The sequence below is a fragment of the uncultured Microbacterium sp. genome (assembly GCF_963521695.1).
Taxonomy (GTDB): Bacteria; Actinomycetota; Actinomycetes; order Actinomycetales; family Microbacteriaceae; genus Microbacterium.
On the sequence record NZ_CAUQWC010000032.1, the window covers coordinates 1 to 19,928 of the forward strand.

At 69.7% G+C, this 19,928-nt stretch carries 18 protein-coding genes; 12 read left to right on the top strand and 6 right to left on the bottom strand.

Annotated features, from left to right (window positions below; genetic code table 11):
- Positions 1 to 111: 111 nt before the first annotated feature.
- From RWP81_RS04080 to RWP81_RS04090, 3 genes are read right to left on the bottom strand one after another with little or no spacing between them, the layout of a single operon-like run.
- Positions 112 to 1,365 carry a wax ester/triacylglycerol synthase domain-containing protein gene (locus tag RWP81_RS04080; protein WP_314452515.1) on the bottom strand — a complete coding sequence of 418 codons (1,254 nt, stop codon included), beginning with the start codon at positions 1,363 to 1,365 and terminating at the stop codon, positions 112 to 114.
- Positions 1,366 to 1,389: 24 nt separating this feature from the next.
- Positions 1,390 to 2,472 carry a VanZ family protein gene (locus RWP81_RS04085; protein WP_314452545.1) on the bottom strand — a complete coding sequence of 361 codons (1,083 nt, stop codon included), beginning with the start codon at positions 2,470 to 2,472 and terminating at the stop codon, positions 1,390 to 1,392.
- A gap of 45 nt (positions 2,473 to 2,517) precedes the next feature.
- Positions 2,518 to 3,150 (bottom strand): TetR/AcrR family transcriptional regulator, encoded by a 633-nt coding sequence (locus RWP81_RS04090; RefSeq protein ID WP_314452517.1) that lies wholly within the window; start codon positions 3,148 to 3,150, stop codon positions 2,518 to 2,520.
- A 95-nt stretch (positions 3,151 to 3,245) separates the two neighbouring features.
- Here RWP81_RS04090 and RWP81_RS04095 point away from each other — a divergent pair, with 95 nt between their 5' ends.
- The 5 genes from RWP81_RS04095 (at position 3,246) to RWP81_RS04115 (ending at position 7,606) form a co-directional block, all read left to right on the top strand.
- Positions 3,246 to 4,109, top strand: a complete 864-nt coding sequence (locus RWP81_RS04095) for an alpha/beta hydrolase (RefSeq protein WP_314452519.1) — start codon at positions 3,246 to 3,248, stop codon at positions 4,107 to 4,109.
- A gap of 42 nt (positions 4,110 to 4,151) precedes the next feature.
- Positions 4,152 to 5,147: an NADP-dependent oxidoreductase gene (locus RWP81_RS04100; RefSeq protein ID WP_314452520.1), complete on the top strand. Its 996-nt coding sequence runs from the start codon at positions 4,152 to 4,154 to the stop codon at positions 5,145 to 5,147.
- A gap of 67 nt (positions 5,148 to 5,214) precedes the next feature.
- Positions 5,215 to 6,075, top strand: a complete 861-nt coding sequence (locus RWP81_RS04105; protein ID WP_314452522.1) for an alpha/beta hydrolase — start codon at positions 5,215 to 5,217, stop codon at positions 6,073 to 6,075.
- 23 nt (positions 6,076 to 6,098) lie between these two features.
- Positions 6,099 to 6,887: a strictosidine synthase gene (locus RWP81_RS04110; RefSeq protein ID WP_314452523.1), complete on the top strand. Its 789-nt coding sequence runs from the start codon at positions 6,099 to 6,101 to the stop codon at positions 6,885 to 6,887.
- 5 nt (positions 6,888 to 6,892) lie between these two features.
- The gene (locus RWP81_RS04115) at positions 6,893 to 7,606 is read left to right on the top strand and encodes an SDR family oxidoreductase (protein WP_314452525.1); all 714 of its coding nucleotides are present in this window, start codon (positions 6,893 to 6,895) and stop codon (positions 7,604 to 7,606) included.
- A 10-nt stretch (positions 7,607 to 7,616) separates the two neighbouring features.
- Here RWP81_RS04115 and RWP81_RS04120 read toward each other — a convergent pair whose 3' ends face one another.
- Positions 7,617 to 8,264, bottom strand: coding sequence for a TetR/AcrR family transcriptional regulator (locus tag RWP81_RS04120; protein WP_314452527.1), 648 nt, complete (start codon positions 8,262 to 8,264; stop codon positions 7,617 to 7,619).
- Between the two features lie 131 nt (positions 8,265 to 8,395).
- Between RWP81_RS04120 and RWP81_RS04125 the strand changes: the two genes are divergently transcribed.
- The 3 genes from RWP81_RS04125 (at position 8,396) to RWP81_RS04135 (ending at position 11,245) form a co-directional block, all read left to right on the top strand.
- Complete coding sequence (locus tag RWP81_RS04125; RefSeq protein WP_314452529.1) at positions 8,396 to 9,472, top strand: alkene reductase; 1,077 nt, start codon at positions 8,396 to 8,398, stop codon at positions 9,470 to 9,472.
- 26 nt (positions 9,473 to 9,498) lie between these two features.
- Positions 9,499 to 10,206: an SDR family oxidoreductase gene (locus RWP81_RS04130; RefSeq protein ID WP_314452531.1), complete on the top strand. Its 708-nt coding sequence runs from the start codon at positions 9,499 to 9,501 to the stop codon at positions 10,204 to 10,206.
- A gap of 136 nt (positions 10,207 to 10,342) precedes the next feature.
- Positions 10,343 to 11,245 carry a serine hydrolase gene (locus tag RWP81_RS04135; protein ID WP_314452532.1) on the top strand — a complete coding sequence of 301 codons (903 nt, stop codon included), beginning with the start codon at positions 10,343 to 10,345 and terminating at the stop codon, positions 11,243 to 11,245.
- Here RWP81_RS04135 and RWP81_RS04140 read toward each other — a convergent pair.
- Both RWP81_RS04140 and RWP81_RS04145 read right to left on the bottom strand, forming a co-directional pair.
- On the bottom strand, positions 11,166 to 12,443 hold the full coding sequence (locus RWP81_RS04140) for an alpha-hydroxy acid oxidase (RefSeq protein WP_314452533.1): 1,278 nt from the start codon (positions 12,441 to 12,443) through the stop codon (positions 11,166 to 11,168). The two genes, RWP81_RS04135 and RWP81_RS04140, sit on opposite strands and share 80 nt — an antisense overlap.
- A gap of 147 nt (positions 12,444 to 12,590) precedes the next feature.
- Positions 12,591 to 13,586 (bottom strand): ROK family protein, encoded by a 996-nt coding sequence (locus RWP81_RS04145; RefSeq protein WP_314452535.1) that lies wholly within the window; start codon positions 13,584 to 13,586, stop codon positions 12,591 to 12,593.
- Between the two features lie 22 nt (positions 13,587 to 13,608).
- Between RWP81_RS04145 and RWP81_RS04150 the strand changes: the two genes are divergently transcribed.
- The 4 genes from RWP81_RS04150 to RWP81_RS04165 all read left to right on the top strand — a co-directional run bounded on the left by RWP81_RS04150 (position 13,609) and on the right by RWP81_RS04165 (position 19,790).
- A complete protein-coding gene (locus tag RWP81_RS04150; RefSeq protein ID WP_314452537.1) occupies positions 13,609 to 14,529 on the top strand; it encodes a peptidylprolyl isomerase in 921 nt (306 codons plus the stop codon).
- A gap of 43 nt (positions 14,530 to 14,572) precedes the next feature.
- On the top strand, positions 14,573 to 17,668 hold the full coding sequence (locus RWP81_RS04155) for a discoidin domain-containing protein (RefSeq protein WP_314452538.1): 3,096 nt from the start codon (positions 14,573 to 14,575) through the stop codon (positions 17,666 to 17,668).
- 89 nt (positions 17,669 to 17,757) lie between these two features.
- Entirely contained in the window at positions 17,758 to 18,381 is a 624-nt protein-coding gene (locus RWP81_RS04160; protein WP_314452540.1) for a hypothetical protein, read from the top strand.
- A gap of 56 nt (positions 18,382 to 18,437) precedes the next feature.
- Complete coding sequence (locus tag RWP81_RS04165; RefSeq protein WP_314452542.1) at positions 18,438 to 19,790, top strand: hypothetical protein; 1,353 nt, start codon at positions 18,438 to 18,440, stop codon at positions 19,788 to 19,790.
- Positions 19,791 to 19,928: the final 138 nt, after the last annotated feature.

Below are 19,928 nucleotides of genomic sequence, written 5' to 3' on the forward strand. Positions count from 1 at the left end.
CGACACGCCACCCCGCGGCATCCCCCACCGGCGCGTCGGCCACACGGCCCGCCGTTGTGCACCCGAGACCCCGCCACGCCCGACGGCAGAGGGATGCCGGGCCGAACGGCGTCACCGCGGGCCCGCGCGCAGCGCCTCCCACGCGTCGTGCGCCGCGTCGGCGAGAAGCTCGACATCGGGCACCGCGTCGGGATCGACGCAGAAGCCGACTCCGAGCCACCGGTCGTTCGAGATCGCGGCGACCCGGAGCGCGTGGCGCGGCCCCGGCTCCGACGAGGTGTAGACGTGTCCGACGCGTCGCCCTCTGACGGCCACCGGCACCCGCGGACCGGGCACGTTCGAGATCGCCAGGGCGAACTCGCGCGGATCGTCGGCGAGCCCCCGCATCAGGCCGCCGACGGGCCCGGCCGCCGCGAGCGCACGGAACAACTCGTCGAGCGATCGCGCGTCGTGCCCGTGCTTGCGTGAGCGCATCTGCGCGCTCAGCAGGTCGAGGCGGCGCAGGTCATCGGGTTCGTCGAGGTGAAGGCTCACGTCGACGAAGGAGTCGCGATTGCCGGATGCCGCGGCATCCTCTCCCCTCTCGTGCAGGCTCACCGGCACCTGGGCGTTCATGCGGGGCGCGTGGCCGTGATGCAGCAGCCGTCGGCGCAGGGCTCCGGCGATGACCGCCAGCAGCACGTCGTTCACGGTGGCGTGTTCGCGGCGCGCGGCGCCGACGGCCCGCGCCTCGGCGAGGGGGACGTCGACGAAGGCGAGCGCACGGCGAGCGGTGAGGGGGCGGTCGAACGGCGAGCGGGACCCGGGGTGTCCGAGTTCGCGGGCGAGGGTCAGCGGCATCCGTTCCCACTCGCTCCAGCGCGTGGGGCGAGCGTCAGGATCGCGGATGCCGACCACGTGGGCCGGGGCGTCGTGCGGCTCGAAGATCACCGACTCGAGGAAGCGCACCGCCGTCAGACCGTCGGCGAGCGCGTGGTGCAGGCGCACCGCGACCGCCTCGCGACCGTCGGCGAGGGGTCCCACGAGGTCGACGGTCCACAACGGACGGGAGCGGTCGAGCGGCTCCGACATGAGCCGCCCGACGACCTCGCGCAGCGCCGCGGGATCGTCGGCCGCGTGGCGGCGCACGTGCTGCGCGACATCGATGTCGGTCGCATCGACCCACGCCGGCCCGTCTCCGTCGTCGACGACGACCTGGCGGCCGCGGGGGAAGGTCGACAGGCGGTCGGCGACGCTCGCCCGCACCGCGTCGAGGTCGAGGGCCTCGCCCGGATCCAGCACGAGCAGCTTCAGCGCGTGCCCGCGGACGACGTCGGACTCCAGCGCCAGGATGCGGGCATCGGCCGGCGACAGCGGCTCTCTCATGCGGTCACCGTAGGGCACGCCGTGTCATCGTGTCTCGCGGGCCGCATCGACCGTCGGACTCACCACACCCGCCCGGTCGTCCACGAGACGCCGTCGGCCGATCCAGCCGGTGAGGCCACGGCCATCGGGCCAGACGACGAGCAGAGCGACCGTCGCCAGCGCCAGCACGAACGCCAGCAGAGACCACGGCGCCGTAAGGGCGGCGAGTACTGCGTAGGCGCCGGCTCCCGTGAGGAACCGCAACGGTCGTGCCACCCAGACGGGCAGCACGCCGTGGGTGAAGCGCACGCGCGTGGCGATATCGCCGATCGAGCGGCCCGTCACCAGCACCACCCCGACCCACAGCCCGACCGAGACCACCGTGCCTGCGAGCGCGGCGACGTCGTCTGTCGAGAACGTCGCGGCGTCTCCCAGCGAGAGGGCGATCGCCGCCTGCACGGTCACCGAGACGGCGAAGCCGACGAGCGACACGCCCACCACATCGCACAGAATGCCCAGCAGACGACGCCTCCTGGTCACCGGGCGGGGCTGCTCGGCATCCGGGCTCTTGTGCACACCCCGGTGCTGCGCCGGCACGACGAACGCCACCACCGATCCGAGCAGCGCTCCGGACGTATTCGCGATGAGGTCGTCGACGTCGAACACCCGGTAGGCGCAGGGGAAGAGACCCCAGACGCCGGTCAACTGGGTGGTCTCGATGATCCCTGAGATCGCCAGGCCCACCAGACCAGCCACCACGATGCCGCGCCCTCCGAGCACGCGCAGGAAGAAGCCGAGGGGGAGGAACAGCAGAACGTTCAACGCCACCTGCAGCACGACGGGATCGGTGAGGTAGCGCCCCGACACGGCGACGGCGGCACGGATGTCGTCGACGAACTCGAACGGCCGCACGTTCACCCCGCGGCAGCGGTAGTCGTCGGACTGAGGGACTGGGACGAGCGTGTAGGTCCAGATCGCCCAGAAGTACACCGCCGCTCCCGCCCACAGGGCGGTACGCCAGAGCGTCAGGCCACCGCGTCGGCGGTAGCTGATCGCGACGAAGGGGATGAACGCCAGCACCGCGACGACCGCCCCCGCCACGACGGCGAGCACGCCGGATCCCACCATGTTGTTCACCCCGCGAGCTTAAGCAATGCCGGCGCTCGTCCGACTTCAACCCCTGACTCGTTCCTGCCCTGCCAGGACGGCCGTGAGTTGCGACTGGACGACCGCCTCGATCTCGCCCGGGGTGTCCCGAAGGTGCAGGGTGGCCGTCATCGTGACGTGGACGATCGACGTGACGACTCTCGCGAGGGTGGCCCGCGTCCGCTCATCGACGTCGGGCAGGGTGCGCAGGATGTCGGCGATGGCGGCCTCGAAGCGCCACGCCTCGGCGAGCCCCGCGCTCCGGTGCTGCTCGGTCGGGTCGCCGAAGACCAGCTCGTGCAGGTACTGACGACCGTTCTCGGGCTGTTCGCGAACGCACTCGATGACCGGCGAGAGGAGCGCCATGACGGCGTCTTGCGCCGACGCGTCGCTTCCCGACAGCGACTCGGATGCCGCGAGGCCCTCGTCGATGGCTGCGCGGAACTTCTCGTTCTGCACCATGATGAGCAGCTCCGCCTTGGTCGCCGCGTACCGGAACAGCGTCCCGATCGCGACGTCCGCACGGTCGGAGACCTCCTGCGTCGTGACGTGGCCCACCCCCCGCTCCGCGAAGAGCGATCGCGCCGCGTCCATGATGCGCCTCCGCTTGTCGGCCATCGCTTTCTCTCGACGTCCGACGAGATCGGATTGCTGACTCATGGCGCCTCCTTGACAATTTTAGTGAGTACAGTCACTATTGAGTGTACTCGCAGGACGAGGATGACACATCCGTCGATCGGACCAAGGGAGCAGACATGGCCACCGGCTCGCACCGCAACGACGACACTCCGTCTGTCGTCGACGCCGTCACGCGGACGGTGCATATCGACGGTGCCGACATCGCCTACCGCGACATCGGATCGGGCGCCCAGCTGCCTCTCGTCGCGCTGATGCACCTCGGCGGCAACCTCGACGCCTGGGATCCCGAGGTCATCGACGCCCTCGCGCAGGAGCGCCGTGTCATCGTGCTCGGTTACCGCGGCGTCGGACGCTCGACCGGGCGGGTGCGCGACAGCTTCGATGACATGGCCCGCGACACCGTCGCCGCCATGCGCGCTCTCGGCCTCGACCGCGTCGATCTCTTCGGCCTCTCGATGGGCGGCATGGTCGCCCAGGCGGTCGTCGAGCAGGAGCCGGCCCTGGTGGACCACCTGGTGATGTCCGGAGCCGGCCCCCGGGGCGGCGACGGCCTCACCCGGATGACGGGCGTCATGCTCCGCGGCATCGCACGCAGCGTCCTCATCGCACGCCCCGCCACCTCCGTCCTCTTCTTCCCCGGCACGGCTGGCGGCAGGCGCGCCGCGGCCGCGTACCAGCGCCGGCTGAAACGCCGACGCGCCGACCGCGATTCGGCCGTCCTACCGGGGGTCATGCGCGCGCAGCTCCGCGCCGTCGCACGGTGGGGTGCCCAGACCGGCACGGTCGAAGCGCAGGCGAGCACGCCGACGCTCGCCTTCCACGGCGATGACGACATCCTCGTACCGGTGGCCAACGCAGAACAGCTGCGCCAGGGGTTCTCGGCCATCGACGTGGTGACCTTCCCGGATGCCGGGCACGGCGTCGTCTCGCAGCACCGCGCCGCCGTGACTCCCCGCATCCAATCTTTTCTGCGCAGCTGACGCAGGACTCGAACCCACTCGTCCAGAACAGGAACTCTCAACATGCGTGCATTCATCATCGACGGCTACAAGAAGCCCCTCCACGAGGCAGACGTCCCCGAGCCCACCGTCGGTCCGAACGACGTCCTCATCGCGGTCACCGCCGCCGGGCTCAACGGCCTCGACGAGCGCATCCGCGCCGGGGAATTCACGGCATTCCTGCCCTACCGACCTCCGTTCGCACTCGGCCACGACGTGGCCGGGACCGTGATCCGCGTGGGTGCGCAGGTCCGGTCGTTCACGCCTGGCGACACGGTGTTCTCCCGCCCTCGCGACCATCGGATCGGCACCTTCGCGGAGCGTATCGCGGTCGACCAGGCGGATGTGGCCCGCGCCCCGGCCTCGATCGGCCTCGTCGAGGCGGCATCCCTCCCCCTCGTCGCCCTGACCGCGTGGCAGGCGCTCGTCGAGAAGGGCGGCGTGACCGCCGGCCAGAAGGTCCTCATCCACGGCGGCGCCGGTGGCGTCGGAACGATCGCGATCCAGCTGGCGAAGCATCTCGGCGCAGAGGTCGCGACAACCGCCTCCGCGAGGAACGCGGAATTCGTGCGGTCCCTCGGCGCGGACATCGTGATCGACTACGCCAGCGAGGACTTCTCCACGGAACTCTCGGGGTACGACTTCGTGCTCGACAGCCTCGGAGGCCAGAACCTCACGAAGTCGATGCACATCCTGCGTCGCGGTGGCATCGCCGTGGGTATCGCCGGCCCGCCGACGCCCGCCTTCGCCGAGCAGATCGGCCTGAACCCCGTCCTTCGTCTCGCGATCGGCGCGCTGAGCAGCAAGGTCCGCCGGCAGGCGAGGAAACTCGGCGTCACCTACGAGTTCCTCTTCATGCGCGCCGACGGCGAGCAGCTCCGGGCGATCGCCCAGCTCGTGGACGCCGGCGCGATCCGCCCGATCGTCGGCGCCACCTTCCCCTTCGATGAGGCGCCGACGGCCCTCGAGTCGCTCCACCGCGGCGGCACCCGTGGGAAGTCCGTACTCCTCGGCGCGTGATCCCCCCACCACCGCCCTCGCCCTTCCCGCACCCTCGACACACGACACCCGATCAAGGACATCTCTCATGAACGAACAGGTCATCACCTCGTACGCGCAGGCTCCCGCGAAGACCGTCACGGTCGGTCCCGACACCTTCGCCTACCGAGAGCTCGGACCCAAGGAAGAAGTCCCCGTCGTCTTCTTCGTCCATCTGGCGGCGACGCTCGACAACTGGGACCCCCGCATCATCGACGCGATCGCGAAGACCCGACATGTCATCACGTTCGACCAGCTCGGTGTCGGTGCGTCCAGCGGCCGCGTCCCGGACACGCTCGACGAGGCCGCCGACGACGCCTACCGGTTCATCACGATGGGCCTGGGCCTGGACAAGATCGACCTGTTCTCGTTCTCCATGGGCGGGATGATCGCTCAAGACCTCGTGGTGAAGCACCCCGACCTCGTCCGTGGCCTCATCCTCACCGGCACCGGGCCCCGCGGCGGCAAGGACATGGACAAGGTCGTCGGCACGACCTACTGGGACATCTTCCGATCGGTCGTCACGCGCTCCGACCCGAAGGAGTTCCTCTTCTTCAACCGCGACGCCGAAGGCAAGCGAGCCGGAAGAGCGTTCGTCGAGCGGCTCAAGGAGCGCACCGTCGACCGAGATAAGGCGATCACCAACAAGGCGTTCAGCACGCAGTTGAAAGCCATCGTCCGATACGGCCGCTCCGCGCCCTCCGACCTCTCGGTGATCACATCGCCGACGCTCATCGCCAACGGCGACAACGACCGCATGGTCCCGAGCATCCTCTCCGAGGACCTGCACCGCCGCATCGCCGGGTCGGAGTTGATCATCTACCCGAACTCCGGACACGGCGGCATCTTCCAGTACGGGGACGAGTTCGCGCCGATCGCCGCGAAGTTCCTCAACGACGTCCGTGCCTGAGCCAGACCACGAGAGGCACGATCATGAGCAACGGCACCCCCAAACCCGAGAAGCATTTCACCTCGTCGATCCTGTTGTGGATGCGCTCCGACCTCCCCCGGCAGGCCGGAATGGATCGCTGGAAAGGCCCGCACTCGCAGATCATCGCGGCGACGCCCGGTCTGCAGGAGTATCGCCAGGTGCACCTGGCTGCGCATCCCTCCGGGCGGTGGCCCGCCAGCGACGGCATCGAAACCGAAATCCCCGAAGACCGTCGGATCGACGGCATCGCCGAGGTGACCTTCGAGAACGCCTTGGCACCGTTCGCGGGCCGCACGCAGACGGCCCTGGCGTTCGAAGACGAGGTGAACATCTTCCGGCGCACGCTGCTGCACGCGGGCCCTTCCGGCAGCTCGCGCTGGTACGACGTCGCCCCCGGCGAGCGGCCCGGTTCGCGTGCGGTGCTGTACCTGAGGCGCCTCGCCAACGAAGGGTCGATCGGTTTCCACTCCTTCATCAAGAAGCAGCTCGCACCGGCGCTCGTCGCCACGGGCGGGCTGAAGGAGCTGCGGACCCAGGTGTTCCTCCCGTGGAACGAGAAGACGTGGGACACCCCGAACGTCGCCCACGACAACCCGAAGGATCAGCACCTGCATGCCTCGGTGACCCTGGGCTTCGCCGATGACGCGGCGCGCGACGCGTTCTTCACCGACCATGCACCCGCCCTCACCGCGCTGCTCGCACCCCACGTGTCGGCGATCCACGCCTACGACGTCACCGAGACGCTCACGTACGTCTCGGGCGGCGTGATCCTCCCGCACCCGGAAAGCTGACGCCGGTGCCCAGCCTCGGCGGAGCGACCGTCGTGATCACCGGCGCGAATGGGGGCATCGGCCACGAGCTGGTGTCGCAGGCGCTCGAGCGCGGCGCCCGAAAGGTCTACGCCACCGCACGCGTGCCGCAGGCGTGGTCCGATGCTCGCGTGGTGCCGTTCGCGCTGGATGTGACCGACCCCGCGTCGGTGGCGGCTGCCGCGACGACGGCATCCGATGCCACCGTGCTCATCAACAACGCGGGAGCCAATCCACCGACGGCGAGCCTGCTCGACATCGACGACGAGGCCCTCGACGCGACCTTCGCGGTCAACTTCTTCGGCCCGGTGCGCGTTGCGCGCGCCTTCGCCCCGGTCCTCACCCTGCGCGCGGGTTCGGCGATCGTCGACATCCACTCGATCGGCTCGTGGTATGCCTACGGCGGCGCCTATTCGGCTGCCAAGGCAGCCCTGTGGTCGGCGACGAACTCGTTGCGGCTCGAACTCGCTCCTCACGGCGTGCACGTGCTCGGTGTGCACATGAGCTACGTCGACACGCCGATGGCCGCGCACGCCGGCGGCGACAAACTCACCCCCGCCGACCTCGTGAGACAGGTCTTCGACGGACTCGAGACCGACCTTTTCGAGGTGCTCGCCGACGAAGCGACCCGGCGGGTGCGAGCCAGGCTGGCCGGCCCCGTCGAGGAGCTCTACCCGGAGTTGTCGGGCGGACGGCGGTAGCACGCAGCGCTCAGGAGGCGGGTGCGGGATCCGCGCCCTCCCCCCGCTCGTTCCCGGTGCCCGAGAGGGTCGCTTCGACCTGCGCGCGGACGACGGCGAGGATGTCGTCGACACTCGTGTCCGCCGTCGGGGCCGATGCCATCGCGACCAGCATCCCGGAAGAGATCACCCGCGCCACCACTCCGGCATCAGCCTCGCTGCGTTCGGCGCGTGTGACGATCAGGTCGATGAGCGTCCGCTCGGTCTCGCCGACGATCCGGAGCGCCTCCGCATGGTGGGGCTCTTCCGCATCGCCGAAGATCATCTCCCGGAGGTACGTGCGACCGTTGTCGACCTGCTTTCGATTGCACGCGACGATCGGCGCGACCAGCGCAAGGACGCCGTCGATGGCCCCGGAAGCCGCAGCCGCGGCGCTCCGGCCTTCGTCGAGGGCTCGGGCGTAGTGGGCGTTCTGCACGAGGAGGAGCAACTCCCCCTTGGTCTTGGCGTAGAGGAAGAGGGTACCGGTGCCGATGTCGGCCGCATCGGCGATCTCTTGCGTCGTGACGTCGTCGACGCCCCGCTCGGCGAAGAGTGTGGCCGCGGCGGCCACGATGCGCTCGCGCTTCTCCTGCTTGTTCCGTTCGCGACGCCCGACGGGCGGTGAGGTCGGAGGCATCTTCGCTCCTCGGGAAATAGATGATGAGTGCCCCCAGTTATGAGCGTAGTCACTAATCTGGAGGACGTACTTGATTCTCCCACTCTCGACCGGTGACGACCTGTCCGACGACACAAGGAACGACGCTCACGATGACTCTCGACTCCCTCTGGCAGCCCTTCGCGCTCGGCCGCCTGGAACTCCCCCACCGCCTGGCGCTTGCGCCGATGACGCGTAATCGAGCGGATGCCGACGGCACCCCCGGTGACCTGGTCGCCGACTACTACGGCCAGCGCGCATCGCTGGGGCTGCTCATCACCGAGGGGACCCAGCCCTCCGCGGACGGCCAGGGCTACCTGAACACCCCCGGCATCTACACCGACGCGCACATCGCCGGTTGGCGGAAAGTCGCCGACACCGTGCACACAGGGGGCGGACACCTCTTCGTCCAGCTCATGCACGTCGGTCGCATCTCGCACCCCGGCAACACCCCCCACCACCGGCAGCCCGTGGCGCCGTCGGCGATCGCACCGGGTCAGGACATGTTCACGGCATCCGGCCTGCAGCCCATTCCCGTGCCCCGCGCCCTCACGACCGATGAGATCGCGGGCGTCATCGCGGAGTTCCGTCATGCGGCGGCATCCGCGATCGCGGCGGGTGCAGACGGTGTCGAGATCCACGCGGCGAACGGCTACCTCCTGCACCAGTTCCTCTCCCCGAATGCCAACGAGCGCACGGATCAGTACGGCGGATCGGTCGAGAACCGCTCACGCTTCGTCGTCGAGGTCGCTGCCGCCGTCGCCGACGAGATCGGCGCCGACCGCACCGGCATCCGCATCTCCCCCGCCTTCCCCCTCGGCGGCATCGACGAGGGATCGCGCGAAGACGTCCACGCCCAGTACCTCGACCTCGTCTCGCGCCTCGCACCCCTCGATCTGGCCTACCTGCACGTGCACCACCTGGGCGATGACGACCTGCTGACCGCGCTGCGCGGGGCATGGCCGACGGCGGTCCTGGTCGTGCGGTACGGCCGCACCCGCGAGCAGATCGCGGCAGACATCGACGCGGGTCTCGCCGACATCGCCCCGCTCGGCCGGTTCGCCCTGGCGAACCCCGATGTCGTGGAGCGACTAAGAGCCGATGCCCCGCTCACCGACGTCGACCCCGACACGCTCTACACCGGCGGCGCCCGCGGATACGTCGACTACCCGACCCTCACCCACGCCTGAACCCGAAACAGGAAGAGAAAGCACTCATGACTTCACTCGACGGAGCCATCGTCCTCGTCACCGGCGCGAACGGGGGTATCGGCACCCACTTCGTGCGCGAGGCGCTCGCACGCGGCGCGGCGAAGGTCTACGCCACCGCCCGCTCCCCCCGCACCTGGGACGACGAGCGGATCGTCCCCCTGCAGCTCGACGTGACGGACGCCGTCTCGATCGAGGCCGCCGTCGCGGCGGCCCCCGACGTCACGATCCTGATCAACAACGCCGGCACGTCGCCGTCGAGCTTCGGCATCCTGAATCACACCGACGATGAGATCCGCGAAAACATCGAGACGAACTTCGTCGGGCCGCTCATGCTGGCCCGCGCCTACGCCCCCGTGCTGTCGGCGCAGGCCGGGGCGACCGCGATCATCGACATCCACTCCGCGATGGCCTGGTTCGCCGTCGGCGGCATCTACTCGGCCACGAAAGCCGCACTCTGGTCGGCGACGAACTCGATGCGCATCGAGCTCCACCCCTCCGGCGTGCAGGTCGTGGGTGTCCACGTGGGCTGGGTCGACACGGCGATGGCCGCGGGATCCACCGACCCGAAGCTCGACCCCGCCGCGCTCGTCGCGAAGGTCTTCGACGCCACCGAGGCGGGAGAGTACGAGGTGCTGGCCGATGAGACCTCGGTGCAGCTGAAGGCGGCGCTGTCCGGACCGTTCGAGGCGCTGTACCCGCAGCTCGCGAAGTAAGGCAGACGGCGTGTCCAGCGGGGAGCGTCGCTCGATGCTCCCCGCTTCCGCTTCGCGCCGAGGGGCTGACGCCGACCACCGCCGCCGCTGCGCCCGAGGGGCGGGGAGAGGATGCCGGAACGCGTACCCTGTGCACATGCTCCGCGCCGCCGCCCTCCGCGACGCCCTCGTCGCGCGGATAGACGACACCGGCTTCGGCGCGCACGGCTTGCACGTGCGCGCCGGCGACGACGTCGCGACTCACCGCTGGGCGCCCGACGTGCGCGAGGAGATCCACTCCGTCGCCAAGGCGGTCGCGGTGCTGGCGGCGGGCATCGCGGCCGACGAGGGTCGAGTGTCGCTCGACGCTCCGGTGAGCGATCTGCAGCCCACCGCCACCGATGTCACCCTCCGCCACCTGCTGACCATGACCAGCGGCATCGACTTCCCGTACTCCGAGACGATGATGACCGACTGGCCCGACCTCGCCGCCGAGTTCCTCGCGCGTCCGTCGCGCGGTCGCGTGTTCCAGTACTCGAACGCCAGTACCTACACGGCCATGCATGCTCTGTCGCAGCGGGTCGGCGACGTCGAGGACTACCTGCGCCCCCGCCTGCTCGCCCCGCTCGGTCTCGCCGACGTGTCGTGGCGCCGGTGTCCGAACGGCCGCGTGCTCGGCGGCGAGGGCATCGCGCTGCGCACCGACGAGATGGCGCGCTTCGGCCTGCTGATTCGCGACCGCGGCGTCTTCGAGGGCGAACGCCTCGTCTCGGCCGGAATCGTGGATGCCATGCACTCGGGGTGGGTCGACACGGGCGGCACCGCCGACGGGTACAGCCGTTACGCCCTCGCGGGTTGGGATGGTCCCGGCGGCGTCTGGCGCCTGCACGGCGCGCACGGCCAGCTCCTCGTCTTCTTCGGCGACGCGGTCGTCACCATCTCGGCGCACGACCACGGCGGCGCCGACGCGGTGACGGCGTTCATCGCCGATCGAGCGAACGCCGCACCGCAGGCCCATCGATTTCGTCAGCGGTCGGGACCAGCCGGGTCAGCTGGGTGACGTGGCGCGGCTCGAGTTCGTCGAGTGACGAGACCCCGAGCAGCGTCATGGTGCGTTCGATCTCGCTGCGCAGGATGGCGATGGTGCGGTCGACGCCTTGGCGCCCGCCGGCCATGAGTCCGTAGAGGTAGGCGCGGCCGATGAGCGTGAACTTCGCGCCGAGGGCGATGGATGCCACGATGTCGGCGCCGTTCATGATGCCGGTGTCGACCATGACCGTGGCGTCCTTCCCGACCTCGCGCACGACCTTCGGCAGCAGGTGGAAGGGGATCGGCGCGCGGTCGAGTTGGCGACCGCCGTGGTTGGACAGCACGATGCCGTCGACACCGAGGTCGACCAGACGCGCCGCGTCGGCGACGTTCTGCACGCCCTTCACGACGAGCTTGCCCGGCCACATGCCGCGGATGACGTCGAGGTCGTCGTAGCCGATGGTGGGGTCCATCGCCGCGTTCAGCAGCTCTCCGACGGTGCCCCCGGTGGTGCTGAGCGAGGCGAATTCGAGTTTCGGCGTGGTGAGGAAGTCGTACCACCACCACGGCCGCGGAATGGCGTTGACGATGGTGCCGACGGTCAGCTGCGGCGGGATCGAGAAGCCGTTGCGCTTGTCCCTGAGGCGAGCCCCGGCGATGGGGGTGTCCACGGTGAACTGCAACGTGTCGAAGCCCGCCGCGGCGGCGCGCTCGACGAGACCGTACGAGATGTCGCGGTCCTTCATGACATACAGCTGGAACCAATTGCGACCGGAGGGGTTCGCGGCCTTCACGTCTTCGATGGAGGTGGTGCCGAGCGTCGAGAGGGTGAAGGGGATGCCGGCGGCCGCTGCCGCGGATGCGCCGGCGGTCTCCCCCTCGGTCTGCATGAGTCGGGTGAACCCGGTCGGTGCGATCCCGAACGGCAGCGCCGCGGGCCCGCCGAGGATCTCGCACGAGGTGTCGACGTCGGCCGCCGGGCGCAGGATGTCGGGGTGGAACTCGACGTCTTCGAACGCGCGGCGCGCGCGGTCCAGCGACAGCTCGCCCTCGGCCGCGCCGTCGGTGTAGTCGAACGCCGCCTTGGGCGTGCGGCGTTTCGCGATCGTGCGCAGATCGGCGATGGTCAACGCCGCGTCCAGGCGCCGCTTGCGCGCGTCGAGCTCGGGCTTCTTGAACTGCATGAGCTCGAGGAGCTCGCCGACTTTGGGGAGCTGGCGTTGAACCATGAGGCTCTCGCTTTCGTGTGGTCAGACCACATAGTAGATCACGGATGCCGCGATGTCGCGATGCTGGAGGAAGAGAGGGCGCCTCGGAGGAATCCGAGGGGCGAAGGAAGACCGCGACGCGATCGCGGAGAGGCGCGACGCGACGGTTCAGGCGACCGGGCGCGCCAGGCGCATCCCCCAGTGCGCCGCGCCGAGCGTCGCGTACGGGACTGCGGGATCGACGACGACGAGACGGTCCGCGAGGCGGAGACTTCGCAGGAATGCCGACGAGCGAGCCTCGGCGGCGATGATGGCCATCACCTGGGGCATGAAGGCGGGAGCCGACGCGAAGACTCCCCCGCCCAATGCCACCGTGTCGACGTCGTACGCCTGGACGACGATGCGCAGCCCCAGCGCGAGCGCCGCGCAGAACTCGGAGATCGCGGCGGCACTGGACGAATCGCCCGCGGCCGCGTCGACGAATAGTCGCGGCACGCCCGCGGAGCCGGCGGCACGCTCGAGCGCACCCCCCGAGGCGGAGAGCTCTATGCACCCGAGCAGACCACACCCGCAGCGCCGACCCCGAGGATCGAAGGGAAGGTGACCGATCTCTCCCGCCGCGCCCCGCGACCCCCGGAGGGGCGCACCACCGATCACCACGCCGACACCGAAACCCGTTCCGACGTTGACGAACGCCAGCGACGACGAAATCGAATCATCGCGAGCGGACGCGACGCCCAGCGCGGCGAGGGTGACGTCGTTGTCGACCGCCACGGGAACGCCCATCGCCCGTGACACGGCTTCTGCGAGACCGAAGTCGTCGAGGCCGACGTTCACGGCTCGGCCCACGACGCCTCGGACCGGGTCGACGGCTCCCGGAACCCCGATCCCCACCGCGCGCAGAGTCTCCGTCACCCCGCCGTGACGGCGCGCGTCGACGATCGCATCGGTGATGGATGTCACGACGCCCTCCGGGCCCGGCCGCGTCCTCCGCTGGGCGCGACCGACCAGATCGCCCCTTTCATCGACGAGGACCGCTGCCGTCTTGGTGCCGCCCACGTCGATCCCGGCGTAGACCCCGCGAGGTGGCATCCCGATGTTCATCTCGCTCCCTCTCCCGAAATGTCGATGATTGTTATCCATATCAACTTGTGTCATCATCATGCCACCCGCTGGAAGGACGAAGATGCCTCACCCCGTCACGCCCACCCGTCGAGGTCGCCCGCTCACGCTCGCCGCCCTGCTGGCGATGCTTCTCGCGGTGGGAGGCGCCGTCACCGCATGCGCGGCCGCCCCGGCGCCCGCCGCCGTCGACGGAGTGCAGTTCTCCGACGCCGAGCTCGCGGTGGCTTCCGTCCGGGCGGAACGCGGTGGCGCCGACGTCGATGATCCCTCCGGGCGGTTCGACACGCTGCGCGACGACCTGGCGCTGTTCGCGGTGGCGCGCTCGGTCGGCGCCAGCGACGTGACGCGACCCGACGACATCCTCGACGTGGTGGACGACGTCAACGCTCAGCGAGCGGAAACCGCAGCGGCCGGGGGCGTGCTCTACGGACCGGTCACCTACGACCCGGCATCGTTCTACGGCAAGTCGCTCACCGACATCCGTCAGGCCACGCTCACGCGGATCGAGGAGGGGGCGACCGGCGCCCACGTGACCGACGACGAGGTGCGCGCGCGCTTCGACGCCGACCGGGCCGAGTGGGCGGATGCCGCGACGACCTACCACGTGACCCGTGTCACCGTCCCCACGGCCGCGGACGGCGGCCCCGACCCCGTCGTGGCCGGCGCTGTTCAGCGGGGCGATGTCGCACCGGTCCTCGGGGGGTCGACTCCGGAGAGTATCGACATCACCTCCGACCAGCTGGCGACCAACGTCTTCGGCCCCGACGCCACTGCCGCCCTGCTCTCCGCCGCCGACGGATCAGTCCTGGGCCCGTTGCCGGAGCAGGGCGGCTGGGTGGCGTACCGCCTCGAAGGACGATCCGTCGACGCCGAGGCGGCGTTCGCCCACTACGCCAGCCGCATCCGTTCGGTGCTGTACGCCGAACGCCTCGACGCCCTCATCGCCGACGCCCGTGACGCTCAAGTCGTCGTCGGCCCGTGACCCGCTCCCCCATCCGCACCACCCCTACCGAAGGAGAAGTCCCGTGACACACGCACGACGACGGAGCCACTGGTTCCGTTACGCCGTCGCCACCGCCGCAGCCTCGGCCCTGGCCTGGGGCGCTGTCGTCCCCGCCGCCGGCGCCGTCGGCACAGACGACACGGCCGCATGGGCCGGCCAAGTAGCCAACCCCTACGGCGGCACCGACTATTTCGTCGACGCCACCGCCGGAGTCGACACCGCCCCGGGGACCTCGCGCGACCGCGCGTGGAAGACCCTGGCCAAGGTCAACGCGACCACCTTCCAGCCCGGCGACCGGATCCTGCTCAAGGGCGGCGAGACGTGGGCCGACCAGCAGCTCTGGCCCAAGGGCTCGGGCGTAGAAGGGAAGCCGATCGTCATCGACGCCTATGGCGACGCGGCGGCGGGCCTGCCCTACATCCGCACGAACGGGAAGGTGACGTCGCCCTTCTCGGCGAACGGCCTGAAGAACCCCGACACGGTGGGCCTGACCGGCGCGGTGAATCTGCGCAACCAGGAGTACGTGCACATCGCCAACCTCGAGCTGTCGAACGACGACGACTTCGCCACCGACATCACGACCGGCAGCTTCGTGCGCGACGGCGTCTCGGTGTCGATCAACGCCGACAAGCTCGCCGCCGGCGCCGACACGGTGATGAACGGCATCCGGATCTCGAACCTCGACGTTCACAACATCGACGGTCCCAGCAGCTGGCAGCGCATCCACTACGGCGGCGTCAACTTCCAGGTCTTCGGGTCGAAGCAGTGGACCGAGTACGGCAAGGGCGGCTACCACTTCGAAGACATCCGCATCGAGGACAACACCTTCACCGACGTCGAGCTGCACGCCGTGCAGTTCGCCTTCAACTGGTTCGGTGACGCGCAGGGACGCGTCGATGAGACCGGGAAGTTCCACGAGGGCTGGGAGCAGCTGTGGGTCCGCGACCAGGACTTCTACAGCCGCGACGTCTACATCGGCCACAACTACGCCGAGAGCATCGGCCAGGGCCCGTTCCAGTTCGCCAACACGCAGCGACTGCTGGCGGAGTACAACGAGGCCAACGGCTGGCTGGAGCGGTACAGCCAGGTCTCGGCCGGCCTCTACCTGTGGGCGGGCGCCGACTCGGTCATGCGCTTCAACGAGATCTACGGCGGACCGGCGAACGAGTACGACGCCACCCCGTGGGACCTCGAGTTCACCAACTTCAACGTCACCTACGAGTACAACTACTCGCACGACAACGAGGGCGGCTGGATGGCCTACATGGGCAACAGCGGCAACTCGATCGCCCGCTACAACCTGTCGGTCAACGACAACGGCGTGATCTGGAAGAACATGCTGTCGACCAACTACTCGCCCACGTACGTGTCGAACAACGTCTTCATCTACGACGGAAGCCAACTGGAGTCGTTCCACGACGAGGTCTTGAAGAGCCGGGTGTACTTCTTCAACAACGTCTTCTACAACACCTCGACGACGCCCACCAACTGGTACCGCAAGGACGGCGCCCTCGACCTCGGCGTCTTCTCGAACAACGCCTACTTCGAAACCGGTGGCATCCCCTCGCCTAAGCAGCCGAAGGATGACGCGGCCATCACCGCCGACCCGCAGTTCACGGGGAACGTCGCCGACTACGCGCGGAATGCGGGAGTGGAGAACATCCGCCAGTCGGCCGGCCTGTTCACGCTGAAGGACACCTCGCCCCTCATCGACAAGGGCCGCTACAACGAGCGCATCGGCACGACGGACTTCTTCGGCAGCCCCAACTACCGCGGCTCGGCACCCGACATCGGACTCTTCGAAGCCGCTCGCGGTGACGTCGTCACGACGCCGGTCGACACCGACCCGATCGAGAACGAGGGCGTCGACACGCGCACGAACCTCGCGCTCGGAAAGCCGGCGGTCGCCAGCTCCACCCACCCGCACAACAACTTCTCGCTCAAGGCCGCGAACCTCGTCGACGGCGATCCGAGCACGCGATGGGCGGCGGCGGACGACGCCACCTACCCCCTCACGATCGACATCGACTTCGGTGCGGCTACACGCTTCGACGAGGTCGACCTGTCGGAATTCACCGACTCGGGCACCGACGCGCGCATCGCCGCCTTCTCGCTGCAGCGGTGGGACGCGTCGGCCGGTTCGTGGGTCACGTTCGCGTCGGGCGACGGCGTCGGCACCGACAAGGTCGTGCGCTTTGACCCGCAGACCAGCAGCAAGCTGCGCCTGTCGATCGCGGGCATCAAGACCGGCCAGATCTACGCACCGACCATGCGCGAGATCGCGGTCTACGACAACGCCACCGCGCAGACCAACCCCGTGGTGACCCCCGCGGCGGGCTTCTACGACCGCAACTCCTCGCAGGCGTCGTCGGCGAAGAACACGGTGTCGTACCGGGTCGACCTCGGCGGAGACACGGTGCGCTCGCTCGGATACGTCACGACTTCCGGCGCTCTGGTGGGCAGCCTGGATGCCGCGGACTACACCGTCACCGATGACGCCGGCGTGAAGGTGTACACCCTCACCCCCGCGTTCTTCGCCGACAAGGCCCTGGGCACCTCCGGCATCGTGTTCGACTTCGCCTCGAACAAGACGTCACGAGTGTCGATCGAGATCGGCGACACCACCGACCTCGAGAAGGCGCTGGTGACGGCGTCCTCCATCGCGCCGGGCACCTCCGCCGCGCACGTCGCCCTGCAGAAGGAGAAGCAAGCGGCTCAGAGCGTCCTCGACGCCGCGAACCGCACGCGCGCCGGCTCGGGCAACGACACCGTCACCCAGACGGCCATCACCAATGCGACGACCGCCCTGAACGCGGCCATCACGGCAGTGAACCCGCTCTCGGTCGAGGCGACGGCATCCACCCGGAAGCTGGGCGGCAAGGCGTACGTCACGGTCGCCGCGGTGAATCGTTCGACGGTGCCCGTGCGCATCGACGTCGTCACGGCGTACGGCAAGAAGTCGTTCGCGACGGTGCAGCCGGGCCAGAAGGTCAACGTGTCGATCAACTCGGCGAAGTCGTCCATCCCGGCGGGCGCGGCCACGGTGACGGCCACCGCGACCGTGGGTGGCAAGAAGGTCACCACGAGCGTCCAGGCCTCCTACGGCGCACAGAACTGACGGATCGGGCGGGGGCGGCGACGCCTCCGCCCGATCTTCCGGACGGCTCGCCCGTGCGCGTCCGGCACCCGAACATCGAAGGAGAGAACATGAAGAACACCACACGCGTGGGAGTCGCCGTGCTGGCGGCCGCGCTCATGACGACCGGCGGCGCCGCGATCGCGGCGGCCGCCGCAGACCCGGTGGACGACGGTCAGGTCGGCATCGACGTCGAGATCGCGCCGCAGGAAGGCCCCGGCGACCTCGTGCTGACCGTCGCGCCCGGCCGCGCGACGCTCACCGAACAGGGGTCGACGGGAGACGTCCGCCAGTTCACCGGCGTCCTGCCGCAGGTGACGGTCACCGACACCCGCGACGCGGAGCAGACGGCAGACGGCGCGCAGTGGTCGGTGCTCGGCTCGGCCAGCGAGTTCACCACCGCCGACGGCGACGTCATCGACGCGAAGTACCTCGGGTGGAGCCCGCGCCTGGTCAGCGGCGACGACGACGCCATCTCGGTCGGCGGCGACGTCGACGGAGCGCTGCAGGGCGAGATCGGCAGCGGCCAGAGCCGAGGCCTGAAGGACCAGGAGCTGCTCTACCTCAGCGACGCCGACGCCCTTCCCGAGGGCGGTGCCAGCTCGACGGCCACGGCGGATCTGACCCTTCGTGTGCCCGCGACCGTCACCGCCGGTCAGTACTCGTCCACCATCACCCTGTCGCTCTTCGAGTGACCTCTTGTGTCCGGCCCGGTCGACGAATCGACCGGGCCGGACACTTTGGAACCGTCATGATCTCCGTCCTCTTGTCCCGTGCGGCCGCGATCGTGCTCGCCGCGAGTCTGCTCGTCTTCTCGCCGATCGGCGCCGTGGGCCCCGCCCGTGCTCAGGCTTCGGCGGACGCCTCCGACACCGTCACCTGGTCGGTCGAGCCTGCTGACGCCGACGCGGCCACGGGAGAGGCGTGGACGGAACTGACCCTGGATGCCGGGCAGTCCGTCACCGAGCACATGATGATCACCAACCGCGGCGGGAGCGACGTCATCTTCCGTCTGAGCGCCGCGGACGGCTACTTCACCGACACGGGTCGGTTCAACATGCTCGCCGCGGACGAGGAGTCCGTCGACGCCGGCACGTGGATCACGATCGCGGAGTCCGTCGAGGTCGGAGCCGGTGAGAGCGTCATCGTGCCCTTCACGGTGGACGTGCCGACGAACGCGACTCCCGGCGACCACCCCGCCGGCGTCGCCGCGGGAATCCTCACCGGCGACAGCACGATCGGCGTGGAATCGCGGGTCGGCTTCCGTGTGATGACACGGGTGCGCGGCGACCTCGCGCCGGCTCTGTCGGTCACCGACCAGCAGGCGGTGTACAGCCCGTCCTGGAACCCGTTCCTCCCGGGCTCGCTCACCGTCACGGCCACGATCGTGAACTCCGGCAACACCCGGCTCGGGGCGCTCCCTCGCGTCACCTCCTCCGGCCCCCTCGGTGTTCTCGCCACCGACACGACACTCACGCAGATCGCGGAGTTCGCCCCGGGCGAGTCGCGCACGATCATCACCGTCGTACCCGGGGTGTGGCCCGCGTTCGCGACACAGGTGCGCACGACGGCGGCATCCATCGCCATCGCCGGCACCGAACCGCTTCGCGGGGCCACCGGCAGCGCGCAGACGACCGTCGCAACGATCCCGTGGAGCCACCTGCTGCTGCTCGCGACGCTCGCTGTGGCGGTCGTGCTAATCCGATGGCGAGGCACCAGACGGAGAAGGACCGTGGCCCGGATGGTCGACGAGGCGCGTGAAGAAGGTCGGCGTCAGGGCTCGGCGACGAATGCAGGGCTCGCGGTGCTACTGATCGCCGCGGTGGCCGGTGGCATCGTCGTGAGCGACGCCTCACCCACCCAGGCGTTCACGGGCCGCAGCGCCGTCTTCGTCGATGTCGACGTGACGCCGCTTCCCCCCGCGCCATCGATGACGCCGGGCACCCAGCCCCCGACCCCGGTGCCCGCCCCGGACGGCCTAGCGCAGACCGGACGCGCCGTCGACGACTGGGGCGTCCTCGCGGCGGGTGTCCTCGTGACGGCGGGCGCCGCCGCGATCTCGGTGGCGAAACGTCGACCGCGGTCGGGCGAGCCCCGGAGCTGACCAGCCGATCCCGATCGCCGCGGCGAGCGCGGAAGGGCGGGCAGGCGCAGTGGCCGTCTAGGACGTTGCCGGGCCGTCCGGGGCGCCCGCTCGGCCACCCGTCAGGCGAGAACGGCCGCCGAGCGGACGGCGCCGAAC